This window comes from Actinotalea lenta (assembly GCF_030586465.1).
Lineage (GTDB): Bacteria > Actinomycetota > Actinomycetes > Actinomycetales > Cellulomonadaceae > Actinotalea > Actinotalea lenta.
Genome location: NZ_JAUQYP010000001.1, coordinates 2,475,424 through 2,499,713, shown reverse-complemented (window position 1 = coordinate 2,499,713; position 24,290 = coordinate 2,475,424). Strand labels below are relative to the sequence as shown.

19 protein-coding genes and 1 pseudogene are annotated in these 24,290 nt (G+C 73.4%); 7 read left to right on the top strand and 13 right to left on the bottom strand.

Going from position 1 to position 24,290, the window contains the following annotated elements; genetic code table 11:
* Nucleotide 1 precedes the first annotated feature (1 nt).
* From Q6348_RS11950 to Q6348_RS11940, 3 genes are read right to left on the bottom strand one after another with little or no spacing between them, the layout of a single operon-like run.
* Nucleotides 2–709, bottom strand: coding sequence for a type 1 glutamine amidotransferase (locus Q6348_RS11950; protein ID WP_304601506.1), 708 nt, complete (start codon nucleotides 707–709; stop codon nucleotides 2–4).
* A gap of 21 nt (nucleotides 710–730) precedes the next feature.
* Nucleotides 731–1,399 (bottom strand): NUDIX hydrolase, encoded by a 669-nt coding sequence (locus tag Q6348_RS11945; protein ID WP_434062016.1) that lies wholly within the window; start codon nucleotides 1,397–1,399, stop codon nucleotides 731–733.
* Entirely contained in the window at nucleotides 1,393–2,844 is a 1,452-nt protein-coding gene (locus tag Q6348_RS11940; RefSeq protein WP_304601505.1) for a GuaB1 family IMP dehydrogenase-related protein, read from the bottom strand. Before Q6348_RS11940 ends, Q6348_RS11945 begins: the two co-directional genes overlap by 7 nt.
* Nucleotides 2,845–2,958: 114 nt before the next feature.
* Here Q6348_RS11940 and dxs point away from each other — a divergent pair, with 114 nt between their 5' ends.
* The 3 genes from dxs (at nucleotide 2,959) to pflA (ending at nucleotide 8,246) form a co-directional block, all read left to right on the top strand.
* A complete protein-coding gene (dxs, locus tag Q6348_RS11935) occupies nucleotides 2,959–4,839 on the top strand; it encodes a 1-deoxy-D-xylulose-5-phosphate synthase (protein WP_304601504.1) in 1,881 nt (626 codons plus the stop codon).
* A 201-nt stretch (nucleotides 4,840–5,040) separates the two neighbouring features.
* Entirely contained in the window at nucleotides 5,041–7,314 is a 2,274-nt protein-coding gene (gene pflB, locus Q6348_RS11930) for a formate C-acetyltransferase (RefSeq protein ID WP_304601503.1), read from the top strand.
* A 131-nt stretch (nucleotides 7,315–7,445) separates the two neighbouring features.
* Nucleotides 7,446–8,246, top strand: coding sequence for a pyruvate formate-lyase-activating protein (gene pflA, locus Q6348_RS11925; protein ID WP_304601502.1), 801 nt, complete (start codon nucleotides 7,446–7,448; stop codon nucleotides 8,244–8,246).
* A 4-nt stretch (nucleotides 8,247–8,250) separates the two neighbouring features.
* On the opposite strand, the gene Q6348_RS11920 is transcribed toward pflA, so the two are convergent.
* The 4 genes from Q6348_RS11920 to Q6348_RS11905 all read right to left on the bottom strand — a co-directional run bounded on the left by Q6348_RS11920 (nucleotide 8,251) and on the right by Q6348_RS11905 (nucleotide 12,851).
* A complete protein-coding gene (locus tag Q6348_RS11920) occupies nucleotides 8,251–10,317 on the bottom strand; it encodes a 3-hydroxyacyl-CoA dehydrogenase NAD-binding domain-containing protein (RefSeq protein WP_304601501.1) in 2,067 nt (688 codons plus the stop codon).
* Between the two features lie 59 nt (nucleotides 10,318–10,376).
* Complete coding sequence (locus Q6348_RS11915) at nucleotides 10,377–11,606, bottom strand: HRDC domain-containing protein (protein ID WP_304601500.1); 1,230 nt, start codon at nucleotides 11,604–11,606, stop codon at nucleotides 10,377–10,379.
* A 79-nt stretch (nucleotides 11,607–11,685) separates the two neighbouring features.
* Nucleotides 11,686–12,213 carry a helix-turn-helix transcriptional regulator gene (locus Q6348_RS15715; protein WP_434061984.1) on the bottom strand — a complete coding sequence of 176 codons (528 nt, stop codon included), beginning with the start codon at nucleotides 12,211–12,213 and terminating at the stop codon, nucleotides 11,686–11,688.
* Between the two features lie 80 nt (nucleotides 12,214–12,293).
* Complete coding sequence (locus tag Q6348_RS11905) at nucleotides 12,294–12,851, bottom strand: DUF3000 domain-containing protein (RefSeq protein ID WP_304601976.1); 558 nt, start codon at nucleotides 12,849–12,851, stop codon at nucleotides 12,294–12,296.
* A 199-nt stretch (nucleotides 12,852–13,050) separates the two neighbouring features.
* On the opposite strand from Q6348_RS11905, the gene Q6348_RS11900 reads away from it, so the two are divergent.
* On the top strand, nucleotides 13,051–14,214 hold the full coding sequence (locus Q6348_RS11900; RefSeq protein WP_304601499.1) for a DegT/DnrJ/EryC1/StrS family aminotransferase: 1,164 nt from the start codon (nucleotides 13,051–13,053) through the stop codon (nucleotides 14,212–14,214).
* Nucleotides 14,215–14,243: 29 nt separating this feature from the next.
* Here the strand turns inward: Q6348_RS11900 and Q6348_RS11895 are convergent, their stop codons facing one another.
* Nucleotides 14,244–15,485 carry a carboxylate--amine ligase gene (locus Q6348_RS11895; RefSeq protein WP_304601498.1) on the bottom strand — a complete coding sequence of 414 codons (1,242 nt, stop codon included), beginning with the start codon at nucleotides 15,483–15,485 and terminating at the stop codon, nucleotides 14,244–14,246.
* A gap of 146 nt (nucleotides 15,486–15,631) precedes the next feature.
* On the opposite strand from Q6348_RS11895, the gene Q6348_RS11890 reads away from it, so the two are divergent.
* Entirely contained in the window at nucleotides 15,632–16,636 is a 1,005-nt protein-coding gene (locus Q6348_RS11890) for a lipid II:glycine glycyltransferase FemX (RefSeq protein ID WP_304601497.1), read from the top strand.
* 20 nt (nucleotides 16,637–16,656) lie between these two features.
* On the opposite strand, the gene murJ is transcribed toward Q6348_RS11890, so the two are convergent.
* Together murJ and Q6348_RS11880 are read right to left on the bottom strand one after the other, a co-directional pair.
* Entirely contained in the window at nucleotides 16,657–18,315 is a 1,659-nt protein-coding gene (murJ, locus tag Q6348_RS11885; protein WP_304601496.1) for a murein biosynthesis integral membrane protein MurJ, read from the bottom strand.
* A 202-nt stretch (nucleotides 18,316–18,517) separates the two neighbouring features.
* Complete coding sequence (locus Q6348_RS11880) at nucleotides 18,518–18,991, bottom strand: hypothetical protein (protein ID WP_304601495.1); 474 nt, start codon at nucleotides 18,989–18,991, stop codon at nucleotides 18,518–18,520.
* 85 nt (nucleotides 18,992–19,076) lie between these two features.
* On the opposite strand from Q6348_RS11880, the gene Q6348_RS11875 reads away from it, so the two are divergent.
* Both Q6348_RS11875 and zapE read left to right on the top strand, forming a co-directional pair.
* The gene (locus Q6348_RS11875; RefSeq protein WP_304601494.1) at nucleotides 19,077–19,748 is read left to right on the top strand and encodes an SDR family oxidoreductase; all 672 of its coding nucleotides are present in this window, start codon (nucleotides 19,077–19,079) and stop codon (nucleotides 19,746–19,748) included.
* Entirely contained in the window at nucleotides 19,745–20,731 is a 987-nt protein-coding gene (gene zapE / locus Q6348_RS11870; RefSeq protein ID WP_434062055.1) for a cell division protein ZapE, read from the top strand. Before Q6348_RS11875 ends, zapE begins: the two co-directional genes overlap by 4 nt.
* A 133-nt stretch (nucleotides 20,732–20,864) precedes the next feature.
* On the opposite strand, the gene Q6348_RS11865 is transcribed toward zapE, so the two are convergent.
* The 3 genes and pseudogenes from Q6348_RS11865 to Q6348_RS11855 all read right to left on the bottom strand — a co-directional run.
* A complete protein-coding gene (locus Q6348_RS11865; RefSeq protein ID WP_304601493.1) occupies nucleotides 20,865–21,716 on the bottom strand; it encodes a polyphosphate kinase 2 family protein in 852 nt (283 codons plus the stop codon).
* Entirely contained in the window at nucleotides 21,713–23,509 is a 1,797-nt protein-coding gene (treZ, locus tag Q6348_RS11860; protein ID WP_304601492.1) for a malto-oligosyltrehalose trehalohydrolase, read from the bottom strand. Before treZ ends, Q6348_RS11865 begins: the two co-directional genes overlap by 4 nt.
* Nucleotides 23,506–24,290 (bottom strand): annotated as a pseudogene (locus Q6348_RS11855) (malto-oligosyltrehalose synthase); the annotation flags it as partial. The gene treZ and the pseudogene Q6348_RS11855, both read right to left, overlap by 4 nt.

Here is a 24,290-nt window from a genome sequence, read left to right as displayed (position 1 = left end):
GTCAGACCCGGTCGCGTGCCTGGGCCGCGAAGGAGGCCAGGCCCCGGCGCGCCCCGGGTTCGAGCACCGGGAGGGCGATCTCGGCCTGCTCGGGCAGGTCGGTGATGCCGTGCTCGGCGAGCTCGGCCGGCATCTCCCCGCTCGCCAGCCAGGCGGCCAGGAGGGCGCTGTCGACCTCGAGATGGAACTGGAGGCCGAGTGCGCTCCCGGCGCGGAACGCCTGCACGGGGGTCATCGCGGTGCGGGCCAGCGGCTCGGCACCTGGGGGAAGGCCGACCGCGTCGTCGTGCCAGTGCAGGACGGAGGGCTCCGGGCCCAGCGGTGCGAGCACGGGGTCGGGCGCGATGACGTCCACCGGGCCGAACCCGATCTCCGTGGCGTGCCCCGGCACGAGCTCGCCTCCCAGCGCGACTGCGAGCAGCTGCATGCCCAGGCACACCCCGAGCACGGGGGTGCCGGCCGCGACGCAGTCGGCCAGCAGCTTGCGCTCGGCCGCGAGACCGGGGTGTGCCACGTCGTCCAGCGCCCCCATCGGGCCGCCCATCACGACGAGCGCCGCCAGCTCGGCGGGCCGGGGCAGCCGCGGGTGCGGCCGGTCGACCACGATGCGGTGCTCCATGGCGACGCCGTGACTGGCCAGCGCCTCGCCGATCAGCCCGGGCCCCTCCCACGGGACGTGCTGCAGGACGAGAGCGCGGCGGGGGTTCACCGGGCCAGCCTAGGCCGGAACCTACGGGCGGCTCAGGGTGCGGCCGCGGTCCCAGCCTTCCGCCCACCCGAGCGCGTCGAGCAGCGTGTCGAGCACGATCGCGGTGAACCCCCACACGACCCGCCCCGACACCTCGAAGGCGGGTGTCCGGAACGTCGGCGGCCGACGCGAGGTGACCACCCCACGCCGTGCGGGGTCGATGAGGTCCGCCACGGGCGCGCGGAAGACGTCGGCCGACTCCCGCTGGTCCACGACGCCGACTGTCGACGGCGTGGCCCACCAGGCGAGCACGGGCGTGACCAGGTGCCGGCTGACCGGCAGCGGCAGGGGCGCGAGCGTGCCGAGCACCTCCACCCCCGCCGGGTCCAGCCCGGTCTCCTCGCGCGCCTCGCGCAGCGCGGCCGCCACCGGGCCGCCGTCGTCCGGGTCCAGGCGGCCGCCCGGGAACGCGACCTGGCCCGGATGGTGCGTGAGCTCGTCGGACCGGGCCACCAGGAGTACGTCGAGGTCGGCGGGCACGGCCGCGCTCGGGTGCCGTGCCGGGGCGTCGTCCAGGACGCCGAGCAGGACGAGCACAGCCGCGGGTCGCAGGGCGGTCTGGTCCTGGCCGGGGATGGTCGGCCAGGACACGCCGCGGGCGGCCAGGGCCGCGAGCTGGTCGTGCGCGCCGGCCGGGGTACCGCTCACCAGCCGTCCGGTAGGGGCCGGCCCTCGTCGTACCCGGCGGCGGACTGCAGGCCGACGAGGGCATGTTCGGCGAACTCCTCGAGGCTCGCCGCCCCCGCGTAGGTGCACGCACTGCGCAGTCCCGAGGTGATCTGGTCGATGAGGTCCTCCACCCCGGGGCGTACCGGGTCCAGGTACATCCGGGAGGACGAGATGCCCTCCTCGTACAGCGCCTTGCGCGCCCGCTCGAAGGCCGTCCCCCCGCGGGTCCGGGCTGCCACGGCCCGCGCCGAAGCCATCCCGAAGCTCTCCTTGTACAGCCTGCCGGTGCCATCGGTGTGCAGGTCGCCCGGGCTCTCGTACGTTCCGGCGAACCAGGAGCCGACCATCACCTGGGCGGCCCCGGCGGCCAGGGCGAGGGCGACGTCGCGCGGGTGGCGCACCCCGCCGTCGGCCCAGACGTGCGCACCGAGCCGGCGCGCCTCGGCGGCGCACTCGAGCACGGCGGAGAACTGCGGGCGGCCCACGGCGGTCATCATCCGGGTGGTGCACATGGCGCCCGGGCCGACACCGACCTTGACGATGTCCGCCCCGGCCTCGACCAGGTCGCGCGTGCCCTCGGCGGTGACCACGTTGCCGGCCACCACCGGGACGTCGGGCGACAGGCTGCGGACGGCGGCGAGCGCCTCGATCATCCTGGTCTGGTGACCGTGGGCGGTGTCCACGACGAGGCAGTCGACACCCGCCTCGAGCAGCGCTTGCGCCTTGGCGCGCACGTCACCGTTGATCCCGACCGCCGCGGCGATCCGCAGTCGCCCCGACGCGTCCGTCGCGGGGCGGTAGATCGAGCTGCGCAAGGCTCCCAGCCGGGTGAGCACGCCCACCAGGACCCCGTCGGCGTCGACCACCGGGGTGAACCGGCGGCGTGAGCGGTGCAGGCGCTCGAACGCCTCCTCGAGACCCCCGGGACCGTCGACCACGTCGATGCCGATCACCGTGGGCTGTGCGCTCATCACCTGGCCGACCTGGGTGAACCGGTCCACGCCGGTCCCGTCGGTGTCCGTGACCACCCCGACGGGCCGGCCGTCGTCGACCACCACGGCCGCGCCGTGCGCACGCTTGCCGATCAGCGTCATCGCGGTGTGCACGGTGTCGTGCGGGGAGACCACCACGGGCGTCTCCACCACCGGGTGCGCCGCCTTGACGGCGGCCACGACGTCGGCGACCACGTCGGCCGGGATGTCCTGGGGGATCACGGCCAACCCACCACGCCGTGCGACCGTCTCCGCCATCCGTCGTCCCGCGACGGCGGTCATGTTGGCGACCACCAGAGGGACCGTGGTGCCGGTGCCGTCGGAGGTCGCCAGGTCCACGTCGAACCGGGAGGCGACGTCGGAGCGGGACGGCACCAGGAAGACGTCCCCGTAGGTGAGGTCGGTGGTGGGGGTGTGCCCGGGCAGGAAGCGCATGGGCTCAGCCTAGGCACCGCGGGTGCCGCGGCGGGTGCCTGGGCACGGCGCCCGCCCCGCGCGCTCGTGCAGGGGTGGCGAGCATGCACCGGGGCCACCCCGTACGATGTCCGGATGGCTCTGCTGCCCGGGATCTCCTCGCCGGCCGACGTCCGGGCCCTGCGCCCGGCGCAGCTGGAATCGTTGGCCACGGAGATCCGCGCCTTCCTCGTCGACTCGGTCTCGCGCACCGGAGGCCACCTCGGTCCGAACCTGGGCGTGGTCGAGCTGACGATCGCCCTGCACCGGGTCTTCGAGTCCCCCCGCGACACGATCGTCTTCGACACGGGTCACCAGGCGTACGTGCACAAGCTGCTCACCGGGCGCTCCGACTTCAGCGCCCTGCGCCAGCGCGGCGGGCTGTCCGGCTACCCGAGCCGGGCCGAGTCCGAGCACGACGTGGTGGAGAACTCGCACGCCTCGACCGGGCTGTCCTGGGCGGACGGCATCGCCAAGGCCAACGAGCTGCGCGGTGCCGCGGACCGGCACGTGGCCGTGGTGGTCGGTGACGGCGCCCTGACGGGCGGGATGGCGTGGGAGGCGCTGAACAACATCGCGGCCGGCCAGGATCGGCGGCTGGTGATCGTGGTGAACGACAACCAGCGCTCGTACGCCCCGACCATCGGCGGCCTGGCCGCCCACCTGACCACCCTGCGCACGACGCGCAGCTACGAGAACGTCCTGGCCTGGGGCAAGCGCACGCTGCGGCGCTCCGGTCCGCCCGGGCGGTTGGCGTACGAGGCGCTGCACGGCCTGAAGAAGGGCATCAAGGACGTCGTCGCGCCGCAGGGCATGTTCGAGGACCTGGGACTGAAGTACGTCGGGCCGGTCGACGGGCACGACGTGCGCGCCGTCGAGGGGGCGCTGGCGCGCGCGAAGGCGTTCGGAGGCCCTGTCATCGTGCACGTCATCACCGAGAAGGGCCGGGGGTACACGCCTGCCGAGCAGGACGTGTCCGACCGGTTCCACGCGGTGGGGGTGATCCACCCCGAGACGGGGCTGCCGATCGCGCCGTCCCGGTTCGGGTGGACGTCGGTGTTCGCCGACGAGATGGTCCGGCTGGGGCACCGACGGCCCGACCTGGTGGCGATCACCGCGGCGATGCTGGAACCGGTGGGCCTGGCCCCGTTCACCTCGGAGTTCCCTTCCCGGGTGTTCGACGTCGGGATCGCGGAGCAGCACGCCGTGGCATCGGCCGCAGGCCTCGCTTTCGGCGGCATGCACCCTGTCGTGGCGGTCTACGCCACCTTCCTCAACCGCGCGTTCGACCAGGTGCTCATGGATGTCGCGCTGCACAAGGCGGGCGTGACCTTCGTCCTGGACCGGGCCGGGATCACCGGAGACGACGGCGCGAGCCACAACGGCCAGTGGGACATGTCGCTCCTGCGCCTCGTCCCCGGCCTGCGCCTCGCGGCGCCGCGTGACGAGGACACCCTGCGCGCGGCGCTCCAGGCGGCCGTCGAGGTGGACGACGCCCCCACGGTGCTGAGGTACCCCAAGGGACCGCTCCCGCCGCGGTTGCCGGCGGTGGACCAGCTCGCGGAGCTCGACGTCCTCGGGCGGCACGACGGCGACGAGCGCTCGGTGCTCGTGGTCGGGGTGGGCGCGATGGCGCACACGGCCACGCGGGTCGCCGAGCTGCTCGCTGCCGAGGGGTGCACGGCGACCGCGGTCGACCCACGCTGGGTTCTGCCGGTGCCCGAGTCCCTCGTCAAGGCGGTGGGCGACCACACCTGCGCAGTCGTCATCGAGGACGGCGTCGTCGAGGGCGGCGTCGGGTCGATGGTCGCCCAGCACTGCGCCGCGGCGGGTGTGCGCACGCCCGTGCACCCGGTGGGCATCCCCCTGCGGTTCCTCGAGCACGCGTCCAGGGCGCAGCTGGTCGAGTCGCTCCGGCTGCGCGCCGAGGACATCGCCCACGACGCCCTGCGCCGCCTGGACACGCCGGCGCACTGACGCGCCCCGGGCACGTCCGGCGCGGCCGGGTTCGGCTGCCGCTCTCCGCTCCCGGGCCGGGACCTTGGTCTGCGCGGGCCTCGTGGCGGCCAAACTTCCTTGCCGTCCGTGGGACGACCGGCCCAAAGGTCCCGAGTCATCCCATGATTCTCTCCGTAGCCTCGAACTCACCGAGCAGAACCACGAGGGAGAGCAGGCGCCATGGCCATCACCGCCGACCACACCCCGGCCACCAGCCCCGACGCGCCGAACGCCGCCTGGCGCGGCTTCGTCACCGGCCCGTGGGCCGACGCCGTGGACGTGCGCGACTTCATCCAGCGCAACTACCGGCCCTACGCCGGCGACGGAGCCTTCCTGGCCCCGGCCACCGAGCGCACCACGCGCGTGTGGGACCGGCTGAGCGAGATGTTCCCGGCCGAGCGCGCCAACGGCGTGTACGACATCGACACGCACACCCCGGGCACCATCACCTCCCACGCACCGGGCTACATCAGCGACGACGACCACGTCATCGTCGGTCTGCAGACGGACGCGCCGCTGAAGCGGGCGATGATCCCGAACGGCGGATGGCGGATGGTCGAGGGTGCACTGAAGACCTACGGCTACGAGACCGATCCCGAGATCGCGAAGATCTTCACCGAGTACCGCAAGACCCACAACCAGGGCGTCTTCGACGTGTACCCGCCCAGCGTCAAGGCGGCTCGGCACTCGCACATCATCACGGGGCTGCCGGACGCGTACGGCCGTGGCCGGATCATCGGCGACTACCGTCGGGTCGCGCTGTACGGCATCGACGCCCTGGTCGCGCAGAAGAGGGTCGAGCGCGACGAGCTCATGATGGAGCCCCCGAACGAGGAGACGCTGCGCGAGCGTGAGGAGAACGCCGAGCAGATCCGCGCCCTCAACGAGCTCAAGGCGATGGCCGCCTCGTACGGCTACGACATCTCGGGCCCCGCGACGAACGCCCGCGAGGCCGTGCAGTGGCTCTACTTCGCCTACCTCGGCGCGGTCAAGGAGCAGAACGGCGCCGCGATGTCCCTCGGGCGTACGTCGACCTTCGTGGACGTCTACATGGAGCGCGACCTGGCTGAGGGCACCCTGACCGAGTCCGAGGCCCAGGAGATCATCGACGACTTCGTCATCAAGCTGCGGATCGTGCGGTTCCTGCGCACCCCGGAGTACGACGCACTGTTCTCCGGCGACCCGACGTGGGTCACCGAGTCGATCGGCGGCATCGGCGACGACGGCCGTCCGCTGGTCACCAAGTCCTCGTTCCGCTACCTCAACACGCTGTACAACCTGGGCCCGGCCCCCGAGCCCAACCTGACCGTGCTGTGGAGCCCGGACCTGCCGGAGGGCTTCAAGGAGTTCTGCGCCCAGGTCTCGATCGACACCTCGGCCATCCAGTACGAGTCCGACGAGCTGCTGCGCGGTCAGTGCGGTGACGACGCGGCCATCGCGTGCTGCGTGTCCGGCATGACCGTGGGCAAGCAGATGCAGTTCTTCGGCGCCCGGGTCAACCTGGCCAAGGCGCTGCTGTACGCGGTCAACGGCGGACGCGACGAGATGTCCGGCAAGCAGGTCGCCCCCGCCAGCGCGCCGGTGGACGGCGACGTCCTGGACTACGACGACGTGCGGGCCAAGTACGACGCGTTGCTGGAGTGGCTCGCCGGCACGTACGTCGAGGCCCTGAACTGCATCCACTGGTCGCACGACAAGTACGCCTACGAGCGCCTCGAGATGGCCCTGCACGACCGGGTCATCCTGCGCACCATGGCGTGCGGCATCGCCGGCCTCTCGGTCGCCGCGGACTCGCTGTCCGCCATCAAGTACGCGACCGTGCGTCCGGTGCGGGACGAGACCGGCCTGGTCGTCGACTACGACGTGACCGGCGAGTTCCCCACGTACGGCAACGACGACGACCGTGCCGACGAGATCGCAGTCGAGCTGGTCGCCAGCTTCATGGACAAGATCCGCAAGCACCCGACCTACCGCGACTCCGTGCACACCCAGTCGGTCCTGACCATCACGTCGAACGTGGTCTACGGCAAGCACACGGGCAACACGCCGGACGGCCGCCGGGCCGGTGAGCCGTTCGCCCCGGGTGCCAACCCCATGAACGGCCGGGACACGCACGGCATGCTCGCCTCGGCTCTGTCGGTGGCCAAGCTGCCGTACGACCAGGCGCAGGACGGCATCTCGCTGACCACCACGGTGGTGCCGTCCGGGCTGGGCCGCACGCGTCAGGAGCAGGTCACCAACCTCGTCGGCCTGCTCGACGGGTACAACGTGGCGACCGGCTTCCACGTCAACATCAACGTGCTCAACCGCGAGACCCTCGAGGACGCGATGGAGCACCCGGAGAAGTACCCGCAGCTGACCATCCGGGTCTCGGGCTACGCGGTCAACTTCGTCCGCCTGACCCGGGAGCAGCAGCTCGACGTGCTGTCCCGGACCTTCCACGGCAGCCTCTGAGGCCATCGCGGGCCCGCCCTCCGGGGCGGGCCCGCTGCGTGGTCCCGCCGCCCGGTCGCAGGTCCCTCTTCGGAGCGGCCGGCGGGCGCGACAATGATCAGCGTGCGTGAGCGGACCGGCAGGAGGAGCGGATGAGCATCCTGAGCGAGAGGTCGACCTGCTGCGAGGACGGTCAGGCGACCCAGATGGCCGCACTCCGCGCCGGCGAGATCGGCTCGGTGCACTCGTGGGACCGCTCGACGGATGCCGATGGACCCGGGACGCGGCTGGTGCTGCGGCTCTCCGGCTGCCCGCTGCGCTGCCAGTACTGCCACGGGCCCGACGCGTGGCTGATGCGGGACGGTGCGCTGCACACGGTCGACTCCGCCCTCGCCCGCATCGAACGCGACGCCCCGGTCCTGGTCGCCGGCGGGGGAGGGCTGACCGTCTCGGGCGGCGAGCCACTGCTCCAGCCGTCCTTCGTCGCCCGTGTCCTGCGGGGGGCGAAGGAGATCGGTGTGCACACCGTGCTGGACACCTCCGGCTACCTGGGGCGCCGCGCCGGGGACGGGCTCCTGGACGACACCGACCTGGTGATCCTCGATGTCAAGTCGGGCCTGCCCGACGTCTACCGGGCGGTCACGGGGCGCGACCTGGCCCCCACCCTGGAGTTCGCCCGACGGTTGGCAGACCGCCGCACGCGGCTCTGGGCCCGGTTCGTCGTGGTGCCCGGTCTGACCGACGCCTGGGACAACGTCGCAGCCGTGGGCGAGCACCTCGCGGCGCTCGGCAACGTCGAGCGGGTCGAGGTGGTTGCCTTCGAGCAGTCCGGACGAGAGGTCTGGCACTCGATCGGTGCCGACTACCGCCTCGAGCTCACCATGGAGCCCGACGAAGAGCTGCTCGCGCGGGTCCGCAGCCAGCTGCGGGCCAGCGGCCTCGCCGTCGCCTGACCGCTCAGAACGGCAGCAGGCGCCTGCCCAGGACGCGCTCGGACCAGCCGCTGCGGTCGAGGTAGGGCAGCAGCCCGCCGAGGTGGAACCCGAAGCGGGCACCGAGGATCATCGCCAGGTCGATCTGCTCCGGCGAGACGACCACCCCCTCGTCGAGCATCAGGCCGACCTCCTCGGTCAGCCCGGCGAGCACCGTGTCGAGCACCGCGCTCGCGGACATCGCAGCCGGGCCGCCGGGCGTGCCGAAGGCGTCCTGGATCGTGGGGTCGACGTCGGCCTCGCGTCCCGACCCGTCGGGTTCGGGAACGACCCGGCGCCCCGCGTCGGCCAGGGTCGCGAGGCCGGGCGAGACCGGGTACCGGTCGCCGAGATCGTGGTGCAGGGCCTCCAGCACGTGCTGGGCGACCGGCAGGCCCACGAGCTGGAGCAGGGCGAACGGGCCCATCGGCAGGCCCAGGGGGCGAAGGGCGGCATCGACGACCTCGACTGGTGTCCCCGTGTCCGCGGCGTGCAGCACCTCGGCCAGCTCTCGCAGCAGGAGCCGGTTGACCACGAAGCCAGGCCGGTCCGCGCAGAGCACGGCGGTCTTGCCCGCGTCTCGGGCGACCGTGAGGGCCGTGGCGACGGCCGCGTCACTGGTGCGCTCGGCACGCGCGACCTCCACCAGGGGCATCTGAGCCACGGGGTTGAACACGTGCAGGCCGACGACCCGCTCCGGGTGGGCCAGGCCCTTCGCCATCGCGCCCACCGAGAGGGCGGACGTGTTGGTGGCGAGCACGGCGTGCGGGCCGACCACGTCCTCCAGCTCGGCGAACACACGCTGCTTGACGTCCAGCACCTCGGTGACCGCCTCGATCACCAGATCCGATCCGGCGAGCTCGGCGAGGTCGGTGCCGACCGTGATGCGGTCGACCAGCGCCCGCCCGGCGTCCGGGGCCAGCCGACCGCGGCGGACCTGCCGCTCGACGAGCCCGGCGACACGAGCCCGACCGGTGGCGGCGCGCTCGTCGTCGATCTCGCGCATCCGGACCGGCACGTCGAGCCGGCCGGCCAGGAGCACCGCAAGCTGGGCCGCCATCAGCCCGGCACCGACAATCCCGACCGCGCCCACCGGGACCGCGGCGGCGAGGTCGGGCGCCCCCGCCGTGGTGCGCGCCCGCCGGGTGGTCAGGTCGAGGGCGTACAGGCCTGCCCGGAGCTCGGGCGTGCCGAGCAGCGCCGCGAGCGCCTCGTCCTCGGCGGCGAACGCACTGTCCCGGTCCCGGTCCCGGGCGGCGGTGACGAGCTCGAGGGCCCGGTACGGCGCGGGAGCGGCACCGTGCAACCGGCGGTCCACGCGTGCGCGGGCGGCCTGTGACTCCTGCGCCCAGGTGTCCGGCTCGTCGAGCGGTCGGCGCGGCACGTCAGCGCCCTGCAGGACCTCGGTGGCCCACGCCAGCGAGGCGTCCACGAAGCCGTCGTCGGGGAGGACGGCGTCGACCAGCCCGATGCGGGCTGCGGTGGACGCGTCCATGAGTCGGTTCCCGCTCCACGGGTTGTCGAGGATGATCCGGCAGGCCTCCGAGACGCCCACGAGGCGCGGGAGCAGCGTGCAACCTCCCCACCCCGGCACGAGCCCGAGGAGCGTCTCGGGCAGCCCGAGCGCCCGGGTCCCGGCGGCCACGCTGCGGTACGTGCAGTGCAGGGCGATCTCCAGGCCGCCACCCAGGGCGAGCCCGCTGACGAAGGCGAACGTCGGCACGCCGAGCTCACCCAGCAGCCGCAGCGCGTCGTGCCCGAGCCGGGCGATCTCGCCGGCCCGCACCGGGTCCTCGATGCGCCCGACGATGGTGAGGTCGGCACCGGCGCACAGGTGACCAGGACGTCCGGTGACGGCCAGGGCGACGATCTCACCGTCCCGGGCGCGACCCTGCTGGACGAGAAGGGCGTCCCGCAGCTCCGCCAGCCCCTGGGGGCCGAGCGTCGTGGGCTTGTCCTGGTCGTTGTCCAGACGGAGCAGCGCGATGCGGCCCGCGCCGGTGTCCACGTCCGTCACGTGGCTGTGCGCGACCCTCTCCTCGGCGTGCGGCACCCGGTCCTCCTGGTCATCGAGGCGCGACGGACCACCGCCTGACCACGGTGTCCGGAAAGCTACTCGAGGGTAACAAGCGCGTCTGCGAGCGGCCCACTGAGGAGCTCGACCTGCCAGGGCCGGGCGCCACCCGCGGTGAGCGCGTCGCCGAGCGTCGCGGCGGTGATCGGCTCCGGCGGCGCCCAGCACGTGCGCCGCAGCAGGTCCGGCTGCACGAGGTTCTCCGCTGGGACGTTCCAGGCCTCACGGGTGCGGGCGACGACGTCCTTCGCGGCCGCGAGCCGCGCTGCGGCGGCGGGATCACGATCCTTCCAGACCCGAGGCGGGGGCGGGCCCGGGTTCCCCGGGCCGCGCAGCGGCGGGAGGTCCTCGTCCGGCAGGGCCAGGGCCTCGCCGATCGCGGCGTACCACTGCTCCGCCCGGCGCCGCGTTCCCTTGCCGGCGAACGGCTTGAGGGCGACGAGCTGAGACACGGAGGTGGGCAGCGCCTGGGCGGCGGCGACGATCGCAGCGTCGGGAAGCACCCGGCCGGGGGAGATGTCGCGCCGTTCGGCGTCGGCGTCGCGTGCCTGCCACAGGGATCGGACGACCGCCAGCCCCCGTGCGGTGCGCACCGCGTGCACCCCCGACGTGCGCCGCCACGGGTCGACGCGTGGCGGCGGCGGAGGTGCGGTGCGGACGGCCTCGAACTCCTGGCGCGCCCACTCGGCCTTCCCCGCCCTGTCGAGCCGGTCGGCCAGCACGTCGCGGACCTCCACGAGCACCTCGACGTCGAGCGCGGCGTAGCGCAACCACTCGGGCCGCAGCGGGCGGGTGGACCAGTCGACGGCCGAGTGCTCCTTGGCCAGGCCCAGGCCGAGCGTGTCGGCGACGACGGCTGCGAGGCCCACGCGGGGCATGCCCAGGAGCCGAGCCGCAAGCTCGGTGTCGAACACGGCGTCCGGTGTCATGCGCTGCTCGGTGAGACCGGGCAGGTCCTGCGAGGCCGCGTGCAGGACCCACTCCACTCCGCGCAGCGCCTCGTCGACCGCGGAGAGGTCGGGCTGCGCCACGGGATCGACCAGCCAGGTGCCCGAGCCGGATCGGCGCAGCTGTACGAGATAGGTCCGCTGCCCGTACCGGTATCCCGAGGCGCGCTCCGCATCCACCGCCACCGGACCGGTGCCTGCGGACAGGGCGGCAGCGGCGGAGGCGAGCGCCGCGTCGGACGTCACGACGTCCGGGACTCCGCCCGCCGGCTCCTCAAGTGGCACGACGGCCGGCTCCGTGGGGCCGGCGTCGTTCTGCATGGCCCCAACCTAGGCCCTGTCGTGCCCCGGTCCGCACCAGGGCACACCGGGCGGGGGCGGCTCGACCACCCTCGTCGGGTCAGGCGATGAGCTGGTGGCGGATCGCGTGCGCGACCATCTCGGCCCGGTCGCCCGTGCCGATCTTGCGCGAGATGCGTGCCAGGTGGCTCTTCACGGTCAGGGCGCTGAGCTCCAGGGCCTCGCCGATCTCGCGGTTGGAGTTGCCGTCCGCGACGAGCTCGAGGACCGCGAGCTCACGCGCGGTGAGCTCCGGGCCGCCTCGACGAGCGGCCACCTGGGCGGCGCCCACGGGGGCGGCACCGGGGTGCGTGGTCATGGCGCCGCGCACCCCGCCGCCCAGCAGGGTCACGATCTCGCGCCGGCCCGCGTGGCGGGCCAGCAGCACGGCGTGCGAGGAGTCACGGCGGCGCAGGTTGCGGACGATCACGGGCGCCTCGCCGTCTCCGATCTCGGGCAGGACCAGGCATACCGCGCCCGTCTCGCGGGGCGCAGTGCGCTGCGACGGCGGGAAGGGCGCCCGCTGGCGGTGGACCTGGTGCGCCGTCCCGCGGACGCTCGGGGTGGTGCGAACCTGCTCGACGCTCACGGGGGGCTCCTGGGGATCGATCGTTGCCAGGAGTATCGGCAGCGGCTCAGGGGCCCTTGAGGGAGCGGAGCGGGTGAGAGTCAGCGCGGACGGCCGAGCGCTGTGACTCCGCTGGGGAGCGGGGGCAGGCCGGCGGCGGTGCACAGGAGGTCGGCCCACGCCTGCAGGTGCTCGCCTGCATCCCCCTCGGGTGACCAGGACGCGCGGATCTCGACCTCGACGGCGTCGGGCCGCTCGGACAGCGTGCCGAACGACTGGGACACGATCTGCGTGACGGTGCCGCCCAGCTCCCGGTGGGGCACTCCCGTCAGGGCGTCGACGACCCAGCTCCACGCGACGTCGCACAGGAGGGGGTCTCCGCTGAGCTCGGGGTCCAGTGTGGCGCGGCTGAGGGTGACCACCCGGAACGTGCCGTCCCAGGTCTCCTGCCCGGCGGGGTCGTGCAGCAGCACGAAGCGACCTGAGCCGACGTCCTCGCCGTCACCGTTCGGGTCGACCTCGGCGCTCAGCGCAACGGCGTACGGGGCGATCCTCGAGGGGGCGGGGACCTCGCTGAGCCGGACCTCGGCGCGCAGCCGTCGGTCGTGCAGCCCGTGCAGCGCCTGCACGAAAGGACTGGGGGTGCCCTCGGCGGTCATCACCTCGGCAGCGTACGGCCGAGCGCTCGGCCTGCCCGGCAACGGCACGCGGGCAGGGCGCCACGCGCCGGCACTAGGCTGACCGTCGATCTCGGAGGGGAGTGGGGATGGCTCTCGAGGTTCGGACGGCTCCGGCGGGGGGGACGTGCCACGTCCGCCGCGCCCCCGGGCGGGCGGAGCGCTCACCGGGGCGCCTCACGTGAACGCGCACCACGAGGTCACGTCCGCCCTCGCGCGCCGGACCGGGACCAACCCCGCCGACTGGTTCCTGCTCTTCAAGGCCCGGTACGGCATGCAGGTCGTCTTCGAGGCCCTGCGTTCCGTCCGGGGACCCGGCGACGTCGTGACGCAGGCCTTCACCTGCGCGACGGCGGTCGACCCGATCCTGGTCGGCGGGCTGCACCCGGTGTACGCCGACGTCGCCCGCGACAGCCTCGCGATCGATGCCGGACGGGTCGAGGTGCCGACGACGGCCCGCGCCGTCGTGCTCCAGCACACCTTCGGCATCGTCGACGTGGACAACGCCGAGCGGTTGCGGGCAGCCGCGCACGCCGCGGGTGCGCTCCTGGTCGAGGACGCCGCGCACGCCGCAGGCCGGATGGCGACCTCCGCCGACGGGACCCCGCTCGCCGACGTCTCGATCCACTCGTTCGGCGTGGAGAAGCTGCTGCCCACCCGCTTCGGCGGCGCGGTGTGGGTCAGTCCGGACCTGGCGGACGCCGGGCTGCGTGCCCGCCTCGCCGGGGACCTTGCCGGGCTCCCACCCATGGGTGCGAGGCTCGACCTGGCCGCGCGGACGTACCGGGCCCAGGTGCGTGTCCTGAACCGGGTGCCCGGTGCGTTCGGTCGCGGTCTGCGCGGCGCCCTGACGACGGCTGGCATCTTCGAGCCCGCGATCGCGCCGGTCGAGGTGCGCGGGGGGCTGCCCTACCGGCCCATGGCCCCGTCCGTCTGGGTCAGTGCGCAGGTCGCCGGCGCCCTGCGCACGCTCGACGGCGTCGAGAGGACGCGCGGCGCGGCCGTCGCGGCGTACCTGCACGAGCTCGCGGAGCTCGTGGACGTGCCCGGTGGCGTCCGCGGAGCGGCGCCGCTGGTGCGCTTTCCGTTCTTCGCGTCCGACGGGGCGACGGCGGAGCAGCTCGTGGCGGCGCTCAGCCGGCAGGGTGTGTACGCGGGGCGTTGGTACCGGCCGGCTCTCTTCCCGGGCGTGGCCGACCCCGATCGCTACGGCTACGACCCCAGCGACCCGGCGCTCACGACGACGCACCTGCTCGTGGAGCGGGTGGTCAACCTGCCCACGCGGGTCGGTGAGAGCGAGGCGGCCAGGATCTCGGCCCTCGTGCGTGCCGAGCTGGGTGTCTGAGGGCGTGTCGCCGTCGTCCGGCGCTGGGGTCAGTGGTTGAGACGGTGCCGGGAGTACCTGACGTAGTCGAGCGTGTGGCGCAGGTCGATGCGCGCGATGTCCAGGCGGCGCCGCAGGGAGAGGTCAGGGCCGTAGCGCAGGGTGTGCACCCGGCCGCTCCGGGCCGCGCGGCGCAGCACGCCGCGCGTCGACGGCGGCACGAACCAGCGAGCGACGGCGTAGGGCACGTTCAGCCAGAGGCGCTCGGCGGTCGTCGAGAACGGCGCCACGAGGCGCCCCAGGACGAGCTCGTCGGCGGCTGCGCGGGCGAGCACGCCGCCTGCCGCCATCGTGTAGAACGCCGTCGCTCCGGGGCGCAGGTTGACCTCGAGGACCTTCCACAGCCCGGTCCGCCGGTCGAGCATGACGTCCACGTTCGCGAAGCCGTGGTAGCCGATGCCGTCCAGGAGGGTGCGCACGGAGGCCTCGATGACGGGGTCGGGGACGGTGACGATCGCGTTGTTGTTCCCCACCAGGTCCGGGTGGTACTCGCTGAGGGCGACCTGGCCGACCGACACGAAGCGCACGCGCCCACTGCGGTCGGAGTACGTGTTGGCGACCCGCATGACCGACTCGTCGCCCGCGAGGTACTCCTGGATCACGAGGTCGCCGACGTAGCCCGCGCGGTAGATCCGCCGGGCGATCTCCCGGAGCCTCGCAGCGTCCTCGACCAGGTAGACCTTCTGATGCCCCTCGAACCGCAGCCGGGGGTACAGGTCCGTGTCCGACGGCTTGAGGATCGCCGGGTACCCGAACGGCAGGTCCTCGCCGAGGTGCGCGTCGTCGAGCAGGGAGCCGTCGACGACGCGCGTCTGCGGGTGGGGGACCCCGAGCGCGGCACACGTCGCGTAGAAGTCCGTCTTGGTCATGACGCGTGCGGCTGTGGCCGCGTCCGGCAGCGGGACGAGGTAGTGCTCGTCGAGCTCGGTGCGGTGCTCGAGGACGACGTTCGTGTAGTGCTCGATGGTGGGCAGGAGCAGCAGCGCGGCGCCCGGGTGCGTCTGCGCGAGCTCGGCCGCCAGGTCGCGCAGCTCCGACACGATGACCTGCTCGTCGTTGAAGTCGGGTCGGGCACGCACACTGACGATGCGAGAGTGCGCGGTCTCACGCAACGCGTGCCTGCCGAGCGCGACACTGTGGACCCCGAACGCTTCGTGCAGCGAGCGGGCCAGGTTGTACGCGCCCAGCCCGGTCCCGAGGATCACGGGGACGAAGTCACGGTCCGTCGGCATCGGGTCGCCTTCACTCGGGGGGCCCCGTCCGGGGCGGCGGCCGTCGCAGTCTAGCGGCGGCACGGACACGAGCTGCGGTGCCGCGGGCCCCCGGCGTTGATAGTGTCACCGGGCCCGATCGAGCAGACCACGAAAGGGGCGGCGGCGTGACCACCGTGACCGAGGTGCACGACCGGTCGGCCTGGGACGCCGAGGTGCAGGCGTCCGGAGGCCACCCGCTCCAGCTGTGGGGCTGGGGTGAGGTGAAGCGCCTCGGGCCATGGACCGCGCGCCGCCTGCGGGTCACGTCCGCCGACGGGACGCTGCTCGGGCTCGCGCAGGTGCTGGTGCGCCGGCTTCCGCTGCCGTTCCGCGCCCTGAGCTACGTGCCTCGTGGACCTGTCGTGGTGCCGGACGGCGCGGGATCGCCCCAGTCGCGGCGCGAGGTCGCCCAGGCGGTCGGCGACTGGTGCGCGGCGAACGTGCGCGGCGTCGGTGTCACGTTCGAGCCCGACTGGCCGGCCGGGACCGACCTGGGCGTCGACGGGGCCCGCCAGGCGACGAGCACGATCCTGTGCCGCTCGACCCTCGTCCTCGACCTGACGCGTAGCGACGAGGAGCTCATGGCGGACCTGGGCCGCACGACGCGCGCCGACGTGCGCAAGGGTGGTCGCGGCGTCGAGATCCGGCGGGTCGTGGCCGACGACGAGATCGACTCCGTGATCGCTCTGTACCGGCAGTCGGCGGCCCACGCCGGGTTCGCGCTGCACGACGACGACTACTACCGGGCGGTGCACCGGGAGCTGGGCGACTCCTCGCTCGTGGTGGCGGCCTTCGCCGACGGTGTCCCGTGCTCGTTCGTGTGGTGCGCCGCGTCCGACAGGACGGCGTTCGAGCTGTACGGCGGCGTGAACGACGTGGGGCGCAAGGCGCGCGCCAACGCTCCGGTCAAGTGGCACGCCGTGCGGCTCGCCCGCGAGGCCGGGCTCGAGCGATACGACCTCAACGGCCTGCTCAACGACGGGATCAGCGAGTTCAAGCGGAGCTTCGCCAAGCACGAGGACCTCATGGTGGGCACGATCGACGTGCCGTTCAACGGGCTGCTGTACGCCGCCTGGGACCGGGGCCTGCCGCTGGCCAAGCGGGTGGTGCGGAGGCTGCGCCGCCGCTGAGCGCCGGTCCGGCGACGGGGTCAGTGCCCCAGACGACGGCGCAGCGGCCGCAACGCAGCCTGCAGCTCCCGCACCCGCAGGAGCGTGAGGAGCGCCACGTACACGGTGAGCATCAGCACGCCCACCACCCCGCTCACGACCAGGGCGTGCACCCAGGTGAGGGCCTCCTGGGAGCCCAGCAGTCGAGCGACGAACCAGCCGAGCAGGGCTGCGACGCCCGCGGCGAGGCCCGCCCGCACGTACAGGCGCAGCACGCGCGCGCCGTCGATGCCGTGCAGCAACCTCCGCATGCCCCTCACGCGCAGCAGGACCGAGATCCATGCGGACAGCGCGTAGGCGACCGCGGCTGCGACGACCCATCGGCTCGGCGGCAAGGTCCGCGCGGCGACGAGCAGGGTGATGCTCATCGATGCCGTGGCGAAGACCTGGATCACGAAGATGCTGCGGCCGTCCTCGAACGCGAAGTACATCCGTTTGACCATGACAGTCGCGCCTAGGGCGACCAGCCCGAGGGCCAGGGCGCGCAGCACCGGCGCTGCCACGGCGACCTCGTCGGGGGACAGCGTGACCAGCAGGGCCTTGATCACCGGGCCCGGGATCGTGACGAGGAACGCGGCCGAGAAGACCGAGAAGATGCCCGCCGTCCGCAGCCCGGTCGACATGGCGGACCGGACCCCGTCGAGGTCGCGCTCGACCGCCGCGCGGCTCATGCCGGGGAAGAGCGCGGTGATGATCGACACGACGACCAGGGAGTGCGGCAGCAGGTAGATCGTCAGCGCGTTGGTGAAGGTCGCGTTCCCGGCGACGACCTGCGCGCCCGTCGCCGACTGGCCTGCGCTGGAGGTGATGTTCTTGAGCAGCACGAGGCCCAGCTGCTCGAGCGCGACCGCCGCGACCGTCCAGCCGACGACCTTGCCGGCCGAGCGCAGACCCAGTCCCCGCACCGCCAGGCGGGGCCGCCAGTGGAACCCGCCCCGCCGCAGGGCGCCCATGAGGATGGCGGTCTGGCTGGCCACACCAAGCGTGGCCGTGCCGGCCAGCACGACCGTCTGCGCCGTGGTCCACGCTGCCACGTCGTTGAGCGGCCCGTCCGCCCGGCCCCAGACCAGGACGAAGGCTCCGAAGCCCAGCACGGAGACGACGTTGTTGGCCATCGGGGCCAGCCCGGTGGCGGCGAACTGGCCGCGCGCGTTGAGGAGCTCACCCAGGACCGCGAACAGCCCGTAGAACAGCACCTGGGGGATGCACCAGAACCCGAAGACGACGGCGAGGGCCCGCGCCTGCGGTGACCACTGGTCCGAGAGCGTGAACACGCGGATCAGGGCTGGTGCCGCCAGGGTCAGTGCGACCGTCCCGACGACGAGCGAGGCGGCTGCGAGCGTGACGAGCGTGTCGAGTCGCTCCTGGCTGCGGTCGGAGGCGATGGCGCGCATGATCTGCGGCATCAGCACGGCCTGGAGCACGCCGGCCGCGAGCAGCGCGAACAGCATGTTGGGCAGCGTGTTCGCGATGTCGAAGGCGTCGGCCACCGTGCCGGTGATGCCGATGGCTGCGACCAGCAGGATCGTGCGCACCTGACCGGTGGCGCGGGACGCGAACGTGCCGATCGTGAGGATGAGCGAGTTGCGTCCGAAGCCTTCAGTCGGCGAGGTGCCCGCCTCGAGCCCTTCGGGACCCACCGACGTGACGGTGCCCGTCCGCGGGTCGGCCGCTCGACGGGCGAGCCCGGTCCGCCAGGTCCGGCCCGGCTGCCGGGCGTGACGGGGTGGGCCAGGAGCCCGCCCGGCGCCGTGACGCGCGCGATCGCGAGGTGCCCGGGCGCTCGTCATGGTGCGCAGTCTGCCAGTCACGCCAGGGTCGCCCCGGGTGCCGCTCCCGAGCTCACCCCAGCTCTGACGTGCCTGCGTACAGGTGCAGCACGGGCACCCGGAGCTCGTCGCGGGCGCGCGAGGCCCAGTCGGTGTGGAAGGTGTCCTCGAGGGCGTGCGGGGTGGTGACGATGACCACCTCGTCGGCCGGGAGGTCGGCCACCAGACCGGCCAGCTCAGGCAGCGGGTCGTCGGCGACGACCTCACCGGACGCGGGCGCTCCGGCTGCGGCGAACGCCGCGAGACTGCGCTCGAGCTGCTCGGTCGCCGTGAGCTCCGCGGTCGCGGGAGGCTCGCGGTCCAGCACGTCGTCCAGCACCTCGCGCAGCTCGCCCATGCTGAGGTGGTCCACGATCGAGGCGAGCAGGTTGCGCTCGGTGTCCGCAGGCACCAGGACACGGAACTCGGCGTCCGGGTGCAGGCTCATGATGTGCTCGACGTCGGCCGCGGCGAGCGCCTCCTCGGTGAGCACGGCGATGCGCGTCATGCGACGAGCCTAGTGGTGACCGACCGGCACGCGGGCATGCCCGCGCCGCGCGCATGGGTCGTTGCGCGCCTCTAGCATGCGGGGCGTGGTGGACGAGGACGGGGCGCCGACCCCGGTGGCCGTGGTGGCCGGGGGGACCGGAGTGGTCGGTCGGGCGATCGTCGACCATCTGGCGTCGTGGGGGTACCGCGTGGTCGTGCCGACCCGGTCGCGCGTCACGGCCTCAGGCGGCTCCGCCGGCGTGCGGCTGGTGCCCGGGGTGGACTGGGACCACCCGGACCCGCTGTGGTCCGTGCTCGACGAGCCGGGCTGGCACCCGACGGCCGCGGTCGCCGCGCTCGGCGGGTGGTGGCTCGGGCCGCAGCTGGTCGACCTCGCGGCGGCCGACTGGCGGGCGGTCCTGGAGAGCCACCTGACGTCGCACTGGCTCGTGGCGCGCGCCATCGCACCCCGTCTCGGGGGGCCGGACCCGGCGTACGTCACCTTGGGCGGGGCGGCCGCGACCGAGCCGATGGCCGGGTCCGGCCCCGTCAGCGTCACAGGTGCGGCGCAGCGCATGCTCCTGCGGGTGCTGCGCGTGGAGCCGATCGGCCTGAGAGTGCGCTTCCACGAGGTCGCGGTCGGCTCGGCCGTGGCCGGGGACGAGCGGAACCTGACCCCGGAGCGAACGGTCGAGGCGGGGGAGGTCGCACGCGTCGTCGGCGCGGTGCTGACCCATCCGGGCAGCCCGGCCGTGGTCGAGGTGCCGGGCCGGTGACCGGCACGCTGCTGCGCAGGCCCGAGGTCCGCGCGCACGACCTGCTGGCCGCGTTCGCCGTCCCGCGCCACTTCGCGGACGCCACCTTCGAGTCCTACCGTCCGGATCCGGCGCACCCGAGTCAGCGTGCGGCCCGGGAGCGCCTCGCGGCGCTGGCGGGCGCGATCGCGGCTCCCGCGCCACGTGGGCTGGCCCGGTTGGTGCGCCGGGCACCGGAACCGGCGGCGGTCTACCTCGACGGAGGGTTCGGGGTGGGCAAGACCCACCTGCTCGCGGCGCTGGCCCGTGAGGTCGGCGAGCACGTGGTGTACGGCACGTTCGTGGAGTACACGCACCTGGTGGGAGCCCTGGGGTTCGCAGCGACCGTGCGCGCGCTGTCCGCGCACCGCCTGGTGTGCATCGACGAGTTCGAGCTCGACGACCCTGGGGACACGGTCCTGATGGCGCGGCTCCTGCGCGAGCTCGCGGACCATGGTGTCGCGCTCGCGGCTACGTCGAACACCCTGCCCGAGTCGCTGGGGGAGGGGCGGTTCGCAGCCGAGGACTTCATGCGGGAGATCCAGTCCCTGGCCGAGCGGTTCGACGTGGTGCGGATCGACGGGCCCGACTACCGGCACCGCGCGGCGGTGGGCCCCGCGGCGGGGCTGCCGGACGACGAGGTGCGGGCGCGCGCTGTCGGCGAGGGTGTGACGTGCGACGACTTCTCGGACCTGGTGGCGCATCTGCGCACGGTGCACCCGAGCCGGTACGGGGCACTGCTGGACGGTGTACGGCGGGTCGGCCTGACCGGCGTCGCGCCGCTGACCGACCAGGCAGACGCGCTGCGGCTGGTCGTGCTCGTGGACCGGCTGTACGACCGCGACGTCCCCGTCCTGCTGGGCGGGTCGGGCACCGAAGGGCTGTTCGGGCCCGCGATGCTCCGCGGCGGCTACCGCAAGAAGTACTACCGCGCCCTCTCCCGCCTCTCGGCCCTCACCCCCTGACGCCACCCCCTGACCCCACCCCTGACCCCACCCGGGTGATCAAGGAATTCCTGCTCGACGGGTGGGCGCGAATTCCTTGATCACCACCCCTGGCGGGCGCGAATTCCTTGATCGCCATCCTTGGGTGGGTGCGTCAGGTGGCCTGGAGGCGGTGCTTCTCCGCCTCGACGTCGTAGGTGGGGGCCGGCCAGCGCAGGCCCAGGCGCTCGAAGGCGTCCAGGAGGAGCTCGGTGACCGCGAGCCGGGCGTACCACTTGTGGTCCGCGGGGACGACGAACCACGGCGCGATCTCGGTCGAGGTGTGGTCGAGCATGGCCTGGTAGGCCGAGCGGTAGGCCGGCCACTTGGCGCGCGCCGCCAGGTCGGCGGGGTTGTACTTCCAGTGCTTGTCGGGTCGCTCCAGGCGCTCCATCAGCCGGGCCTTCTGCTCCTCGAGGGAGACCATGAGCGCGACCTTGACGATCGCCGTGCCGGCCCCGACGAGCTCGGCCTCGAACGCGTTGATCTCGTCGTACCGGGCACCCCAGACGTCCGGCGGCACCAGGTCCTCGACCCGGACGACGAGCACGTCCTCGTAGTGCGAACGGTCGAACACACCGAGCCTGCCCGGCTGGGGCAGCGCTCTGCGGATCCGCCACAGGTAGTGGTGCGCGAGCTCCTCGTCGGTCGGCTTGCCGAACGACGCGTGGTCCACGCCCTGCGGGTCGACCATGCCGACCACGTGCCGGAGGATCCCGCCCTTGCCGGCTGTGTCCATGCCCTGGAGCACCAGCAGGACGCTGCGTGTGCCGCCGCTGCGACCCTCCGCGAACAGCATCTCCTGCAGGTCGGCGAGGCGTTCACCCTGGTCGCGCATCCGCTCGGTGCCGTCGTCCTTGTCGTCGCTCCAGCCCGGCGTGGCGGACGGGTCGAAGGACTCCAGCCGGAATCCCGGACCCGCGCGCAGCACCTCCACCGGCGAGCGGTCCCACGGGTTCTTGCTCATCGTGCCTCCACGGAGGTGACCCGCACCACGGCGGCACCGGGTCCCGGCAGGGAGACGGCGCCTGGGCGCATCTCCACCGGTTCCCAGGCGGCGAGGAGCTGGGCGGGCTCGCCACCCACCGGTATCTCGGCGGCTCCCTCGCCGACGTGCAGCACGACGCGCAGGTCGCCCCGGTGCAGCACGACCCACGCGTCATCGGGTGCCGGCACCGCCCGGGTCGCGTCGAGGTCACCGGACGCGAGCTCCGGCTCGTGACGTCTGAGGCCGGTCAGCGTGCGGTACCAGCGCAGCAGGCGTGCGTGCTCGGCACGGTCGGGTTCGGTCCAGTCCAGCCGGCTGGCGTGCACGGTCTCCAGGGACTGCGGGTCAGGGACGTCGGGCGGCCCGCCGTAGAGCTCCGCCCACCCGTGCCCCGCGAACTCCTCCGTCCGCCCCCGACGGATGCCCTCGACGAGCTCCGGCTCGGCGTGGTCGGTGAAGTACTGGAACGGCGTCCGGGCGCCCCACTCCTCGCCCATGAACAGCATCGGGGTGAACGGCGAGGTGAGTACAGCCGCCGCCGAGGCGGCGAGTCGGCCCGCGGGCAGCCGGGACGCGGGGCGGTCGCCCATCGCCCGGTTTCCGACCTGGTCGTGGTTGGCGGCGAAGACCACGAACCGGTGCCCGTCGGTGCCCGGCGGCACCGGCGCGCCCCAGGTGCGGCCACGGAACGTCGACCACCCTCCGTCGTGCACGAACACGCGCGTCAACGCGTGCGCGAGCGTGGCTGCGCTGCCGAAGTCCGCGTAATAGCCGTGGCGTTCGCCCGTGACCCAGGCGTGCAGCGCGTGGTGCACGTCGTCTGCCCACTGGGCGGTCATCCCCAGGCCGCCGTCGGCCGTCGGCAGCACCGTGCGCGGGTCGTTCAGGTCCGACTCCGCGACGAGCGCGAGCGGGCGCCCCACCTCGGCGGCGAGCGCGCTCACCGTGTCAGCGAGCTCAGCGAGCAGGTGCCGATCCGAGTCGTCCGCGAGGGCGTGCACGGCGTCCAGCCGGAGCGCGTCGACGTGGAAGTCGCGCATCCATCGCACCGCGTTGTCGACGAGGAACGCCCGCGTCCCCTCGGCGCCCGGAGCATCCAGGTTGACCGCCCAGCCCCACGGCGTCTCGTGGGTGTCGGTGAAGTACGGTCCGAACCGCATGAGGTAGTTCCCGGACGGACCCAGGTGGTTGTAGACCACGTCCAGGCACACCGCGAGTCCTTCTGCGTGCGCTGCGTCCACGAAACGCTGGAACGCGGCGGGCCCCCCGTAGGGCTCGTGCACCGCGTACAGCGCGACGCCGTCGTAGCCCCACCCGTGCACGCCGGGGAACGCGGCGAGGGGCATGAGCTCGATCGTCTCGACGCCGAGATCCGCGAGGTACGGCAGTCGCTCGATCGCGGAGTCCAGCGTGCCGGCAGGCGTGAACGTGCCCACGTGCAGCTCGTACATCACCGAGCCGCGCACGTCCCGGCCCGCCCAGCCCTGGTCGGCCCAGCGGTGCCGGGTGGGATCGAAGACGCGGCTGGGGTCATGCACGCCGTGCGGCTGCCACGCACTGCGCGGGTCCGGCAGCGGTCCCGATCCGTCCACCGTGAACGCGTAGTCGGTCCCGTGCGGGAGGGTGTGCGGGGCCGCCCACCAGCCGTCGTCCCGACGCACCATCGCGACCTCGTCGCTCCCGGTGCGCAGTCCGACGGCGTGCGCCGAGGGTGCCCAGACCTGAGGGCGCCAGCCGTCGTCCTCCCAGCCGCGTCCGGTCCGGCCGGTCATGTGTCCACCTCCACGGGGGTCAGCAGGGCCACGGGATAGGTCTGCAGCAGGTCGGCGAGGCGGACCAGCCCGCCCGGCACGACCTGGTCGGTGAGCACGTCGAGCCAGTCGCCGTCGGGGAGGGCGACCGTGTGCGTGCCCCACCCGCCCATCCGGTCCAGCGAGAGGGCCAGCCGAGTCGCGACGGTCAGGGACACCGGTCGGTCGCCCACGGTGCGGGCGAAGGCGAGGGCGTGCCCGGACGAGCTGGGTAGCGGTTGGTAGCCCGCCTCCGGCCCGATGAAGGCCTCCGGGTGCGCGCGGCGCAGCCGCAGGGCGCGCGACGTCACCTGGAGCTTCTCCTCGGCGAGGCCGCGTGGTGTCTCCCCGGCATCGAGCCGGGCCAACGTGCGCGCGAGCGCGGCCACGTCCACGGGCCTGCGGTTGTCCGGGTCGACGAGAGCGACGGCGAGCGCCTCGGTGCCCTGGTAGACGTCGGGGACGCCCGGGAGCGTGAGCTGGACGAGCTTCTGGCCGAGCGTGGCCGCCCGTACGCCGGGAGCGACCCGGCGCTCCCACGCTGCGAAGGTGTCCAGCACCTCCGGGTCGCTCAGAGCCGTGGTGGCGAAGCTCAGGACGGCGCGCTCGTAGCGTTCGTCGGGCGTGACCCAGCTGGTGTGCTGCTTGGACTCTCGGATCGCCTTGGTCAGGTACTCGGTCAGTCGAGCGGCCTCCAGCGGTCCGTCCTGCCAGGTGCCCGCGATCGTCTGCCACAGGAGCGACGCGGTGCGCCCGTCGAGCA

Bases quoted from the DNA above. Each gene is read 5' to 3' on its own strand.
- Q6348_RS11895 (WP_304601498.1), bottom strand. From the start codon at position 15,485: ATGCCGACGGACCGTGACTTCGTCCCCGTGATCCTCGGGACCGGGCTG.
- pflB (WP_304601503.1), top strand. From the start codon at position 5,041: ATGGCCATCACCGCCGACCACACCCCGGCCACCAGCCCCGACGCGCCG.
- treZ (WP_304601492.1), bottom strand. From the start codon at position 23,509: ATGACCGGCCGGACCGGACGCGGCTGGGAGGACGACGGCTGGCGCCCT.
- Q6348_RS11940 (WP_304601505.1), bottom strand. From the start codon at position 2,844: ATGCGCTTCCTGCCCGGGCACACCCCCACCACCGACCTCACCTACGGG.
- Q6348_RS11915 (WP_304601500.1), bottom strand. From the start codon at position 11,606: ATGCAGAACGACGCCGGCCCCACGGAGCCGGCCGTCGTGCCACTTGAG.
- pflA (WP_304601502.1), top strand. From the start codon at position 7,446: ATGAGCATCCTGAGCGAGAGGTCGACCTGCTGCGAGGACGGTCAGGCG.
- Q6348_RS11865 (WP_304601493.1), bottom strand. From the start codon at position 21,716: ATGAGCAAGAACCCGTGGGACCGCTCGCCGGTGGAGGTGCTGCGCGCG.
- Q6348_RS11905 (WP_304601976.1), bottom strand. From the start codon at position 12,851: ATGACCGCCGAGGGCACCCCCAGTCCTTTCGTGCAGGCGCTGCACGGG.
- Q6348_RS11880 (WP_304601495.1), bottom strand. From the start codon at position 18,991: ATGACGCGCATCGCCGTGCTCACCGAGGAGGCGCTCGCCGCGGCCGAC.
- dxs (WP_304601504.1), top strand. From the start codon at position 2,959: ATGGCTCTGCTGCCCGGGATCTCCTCGCCGGCCGACGTCCGGGCCCTG.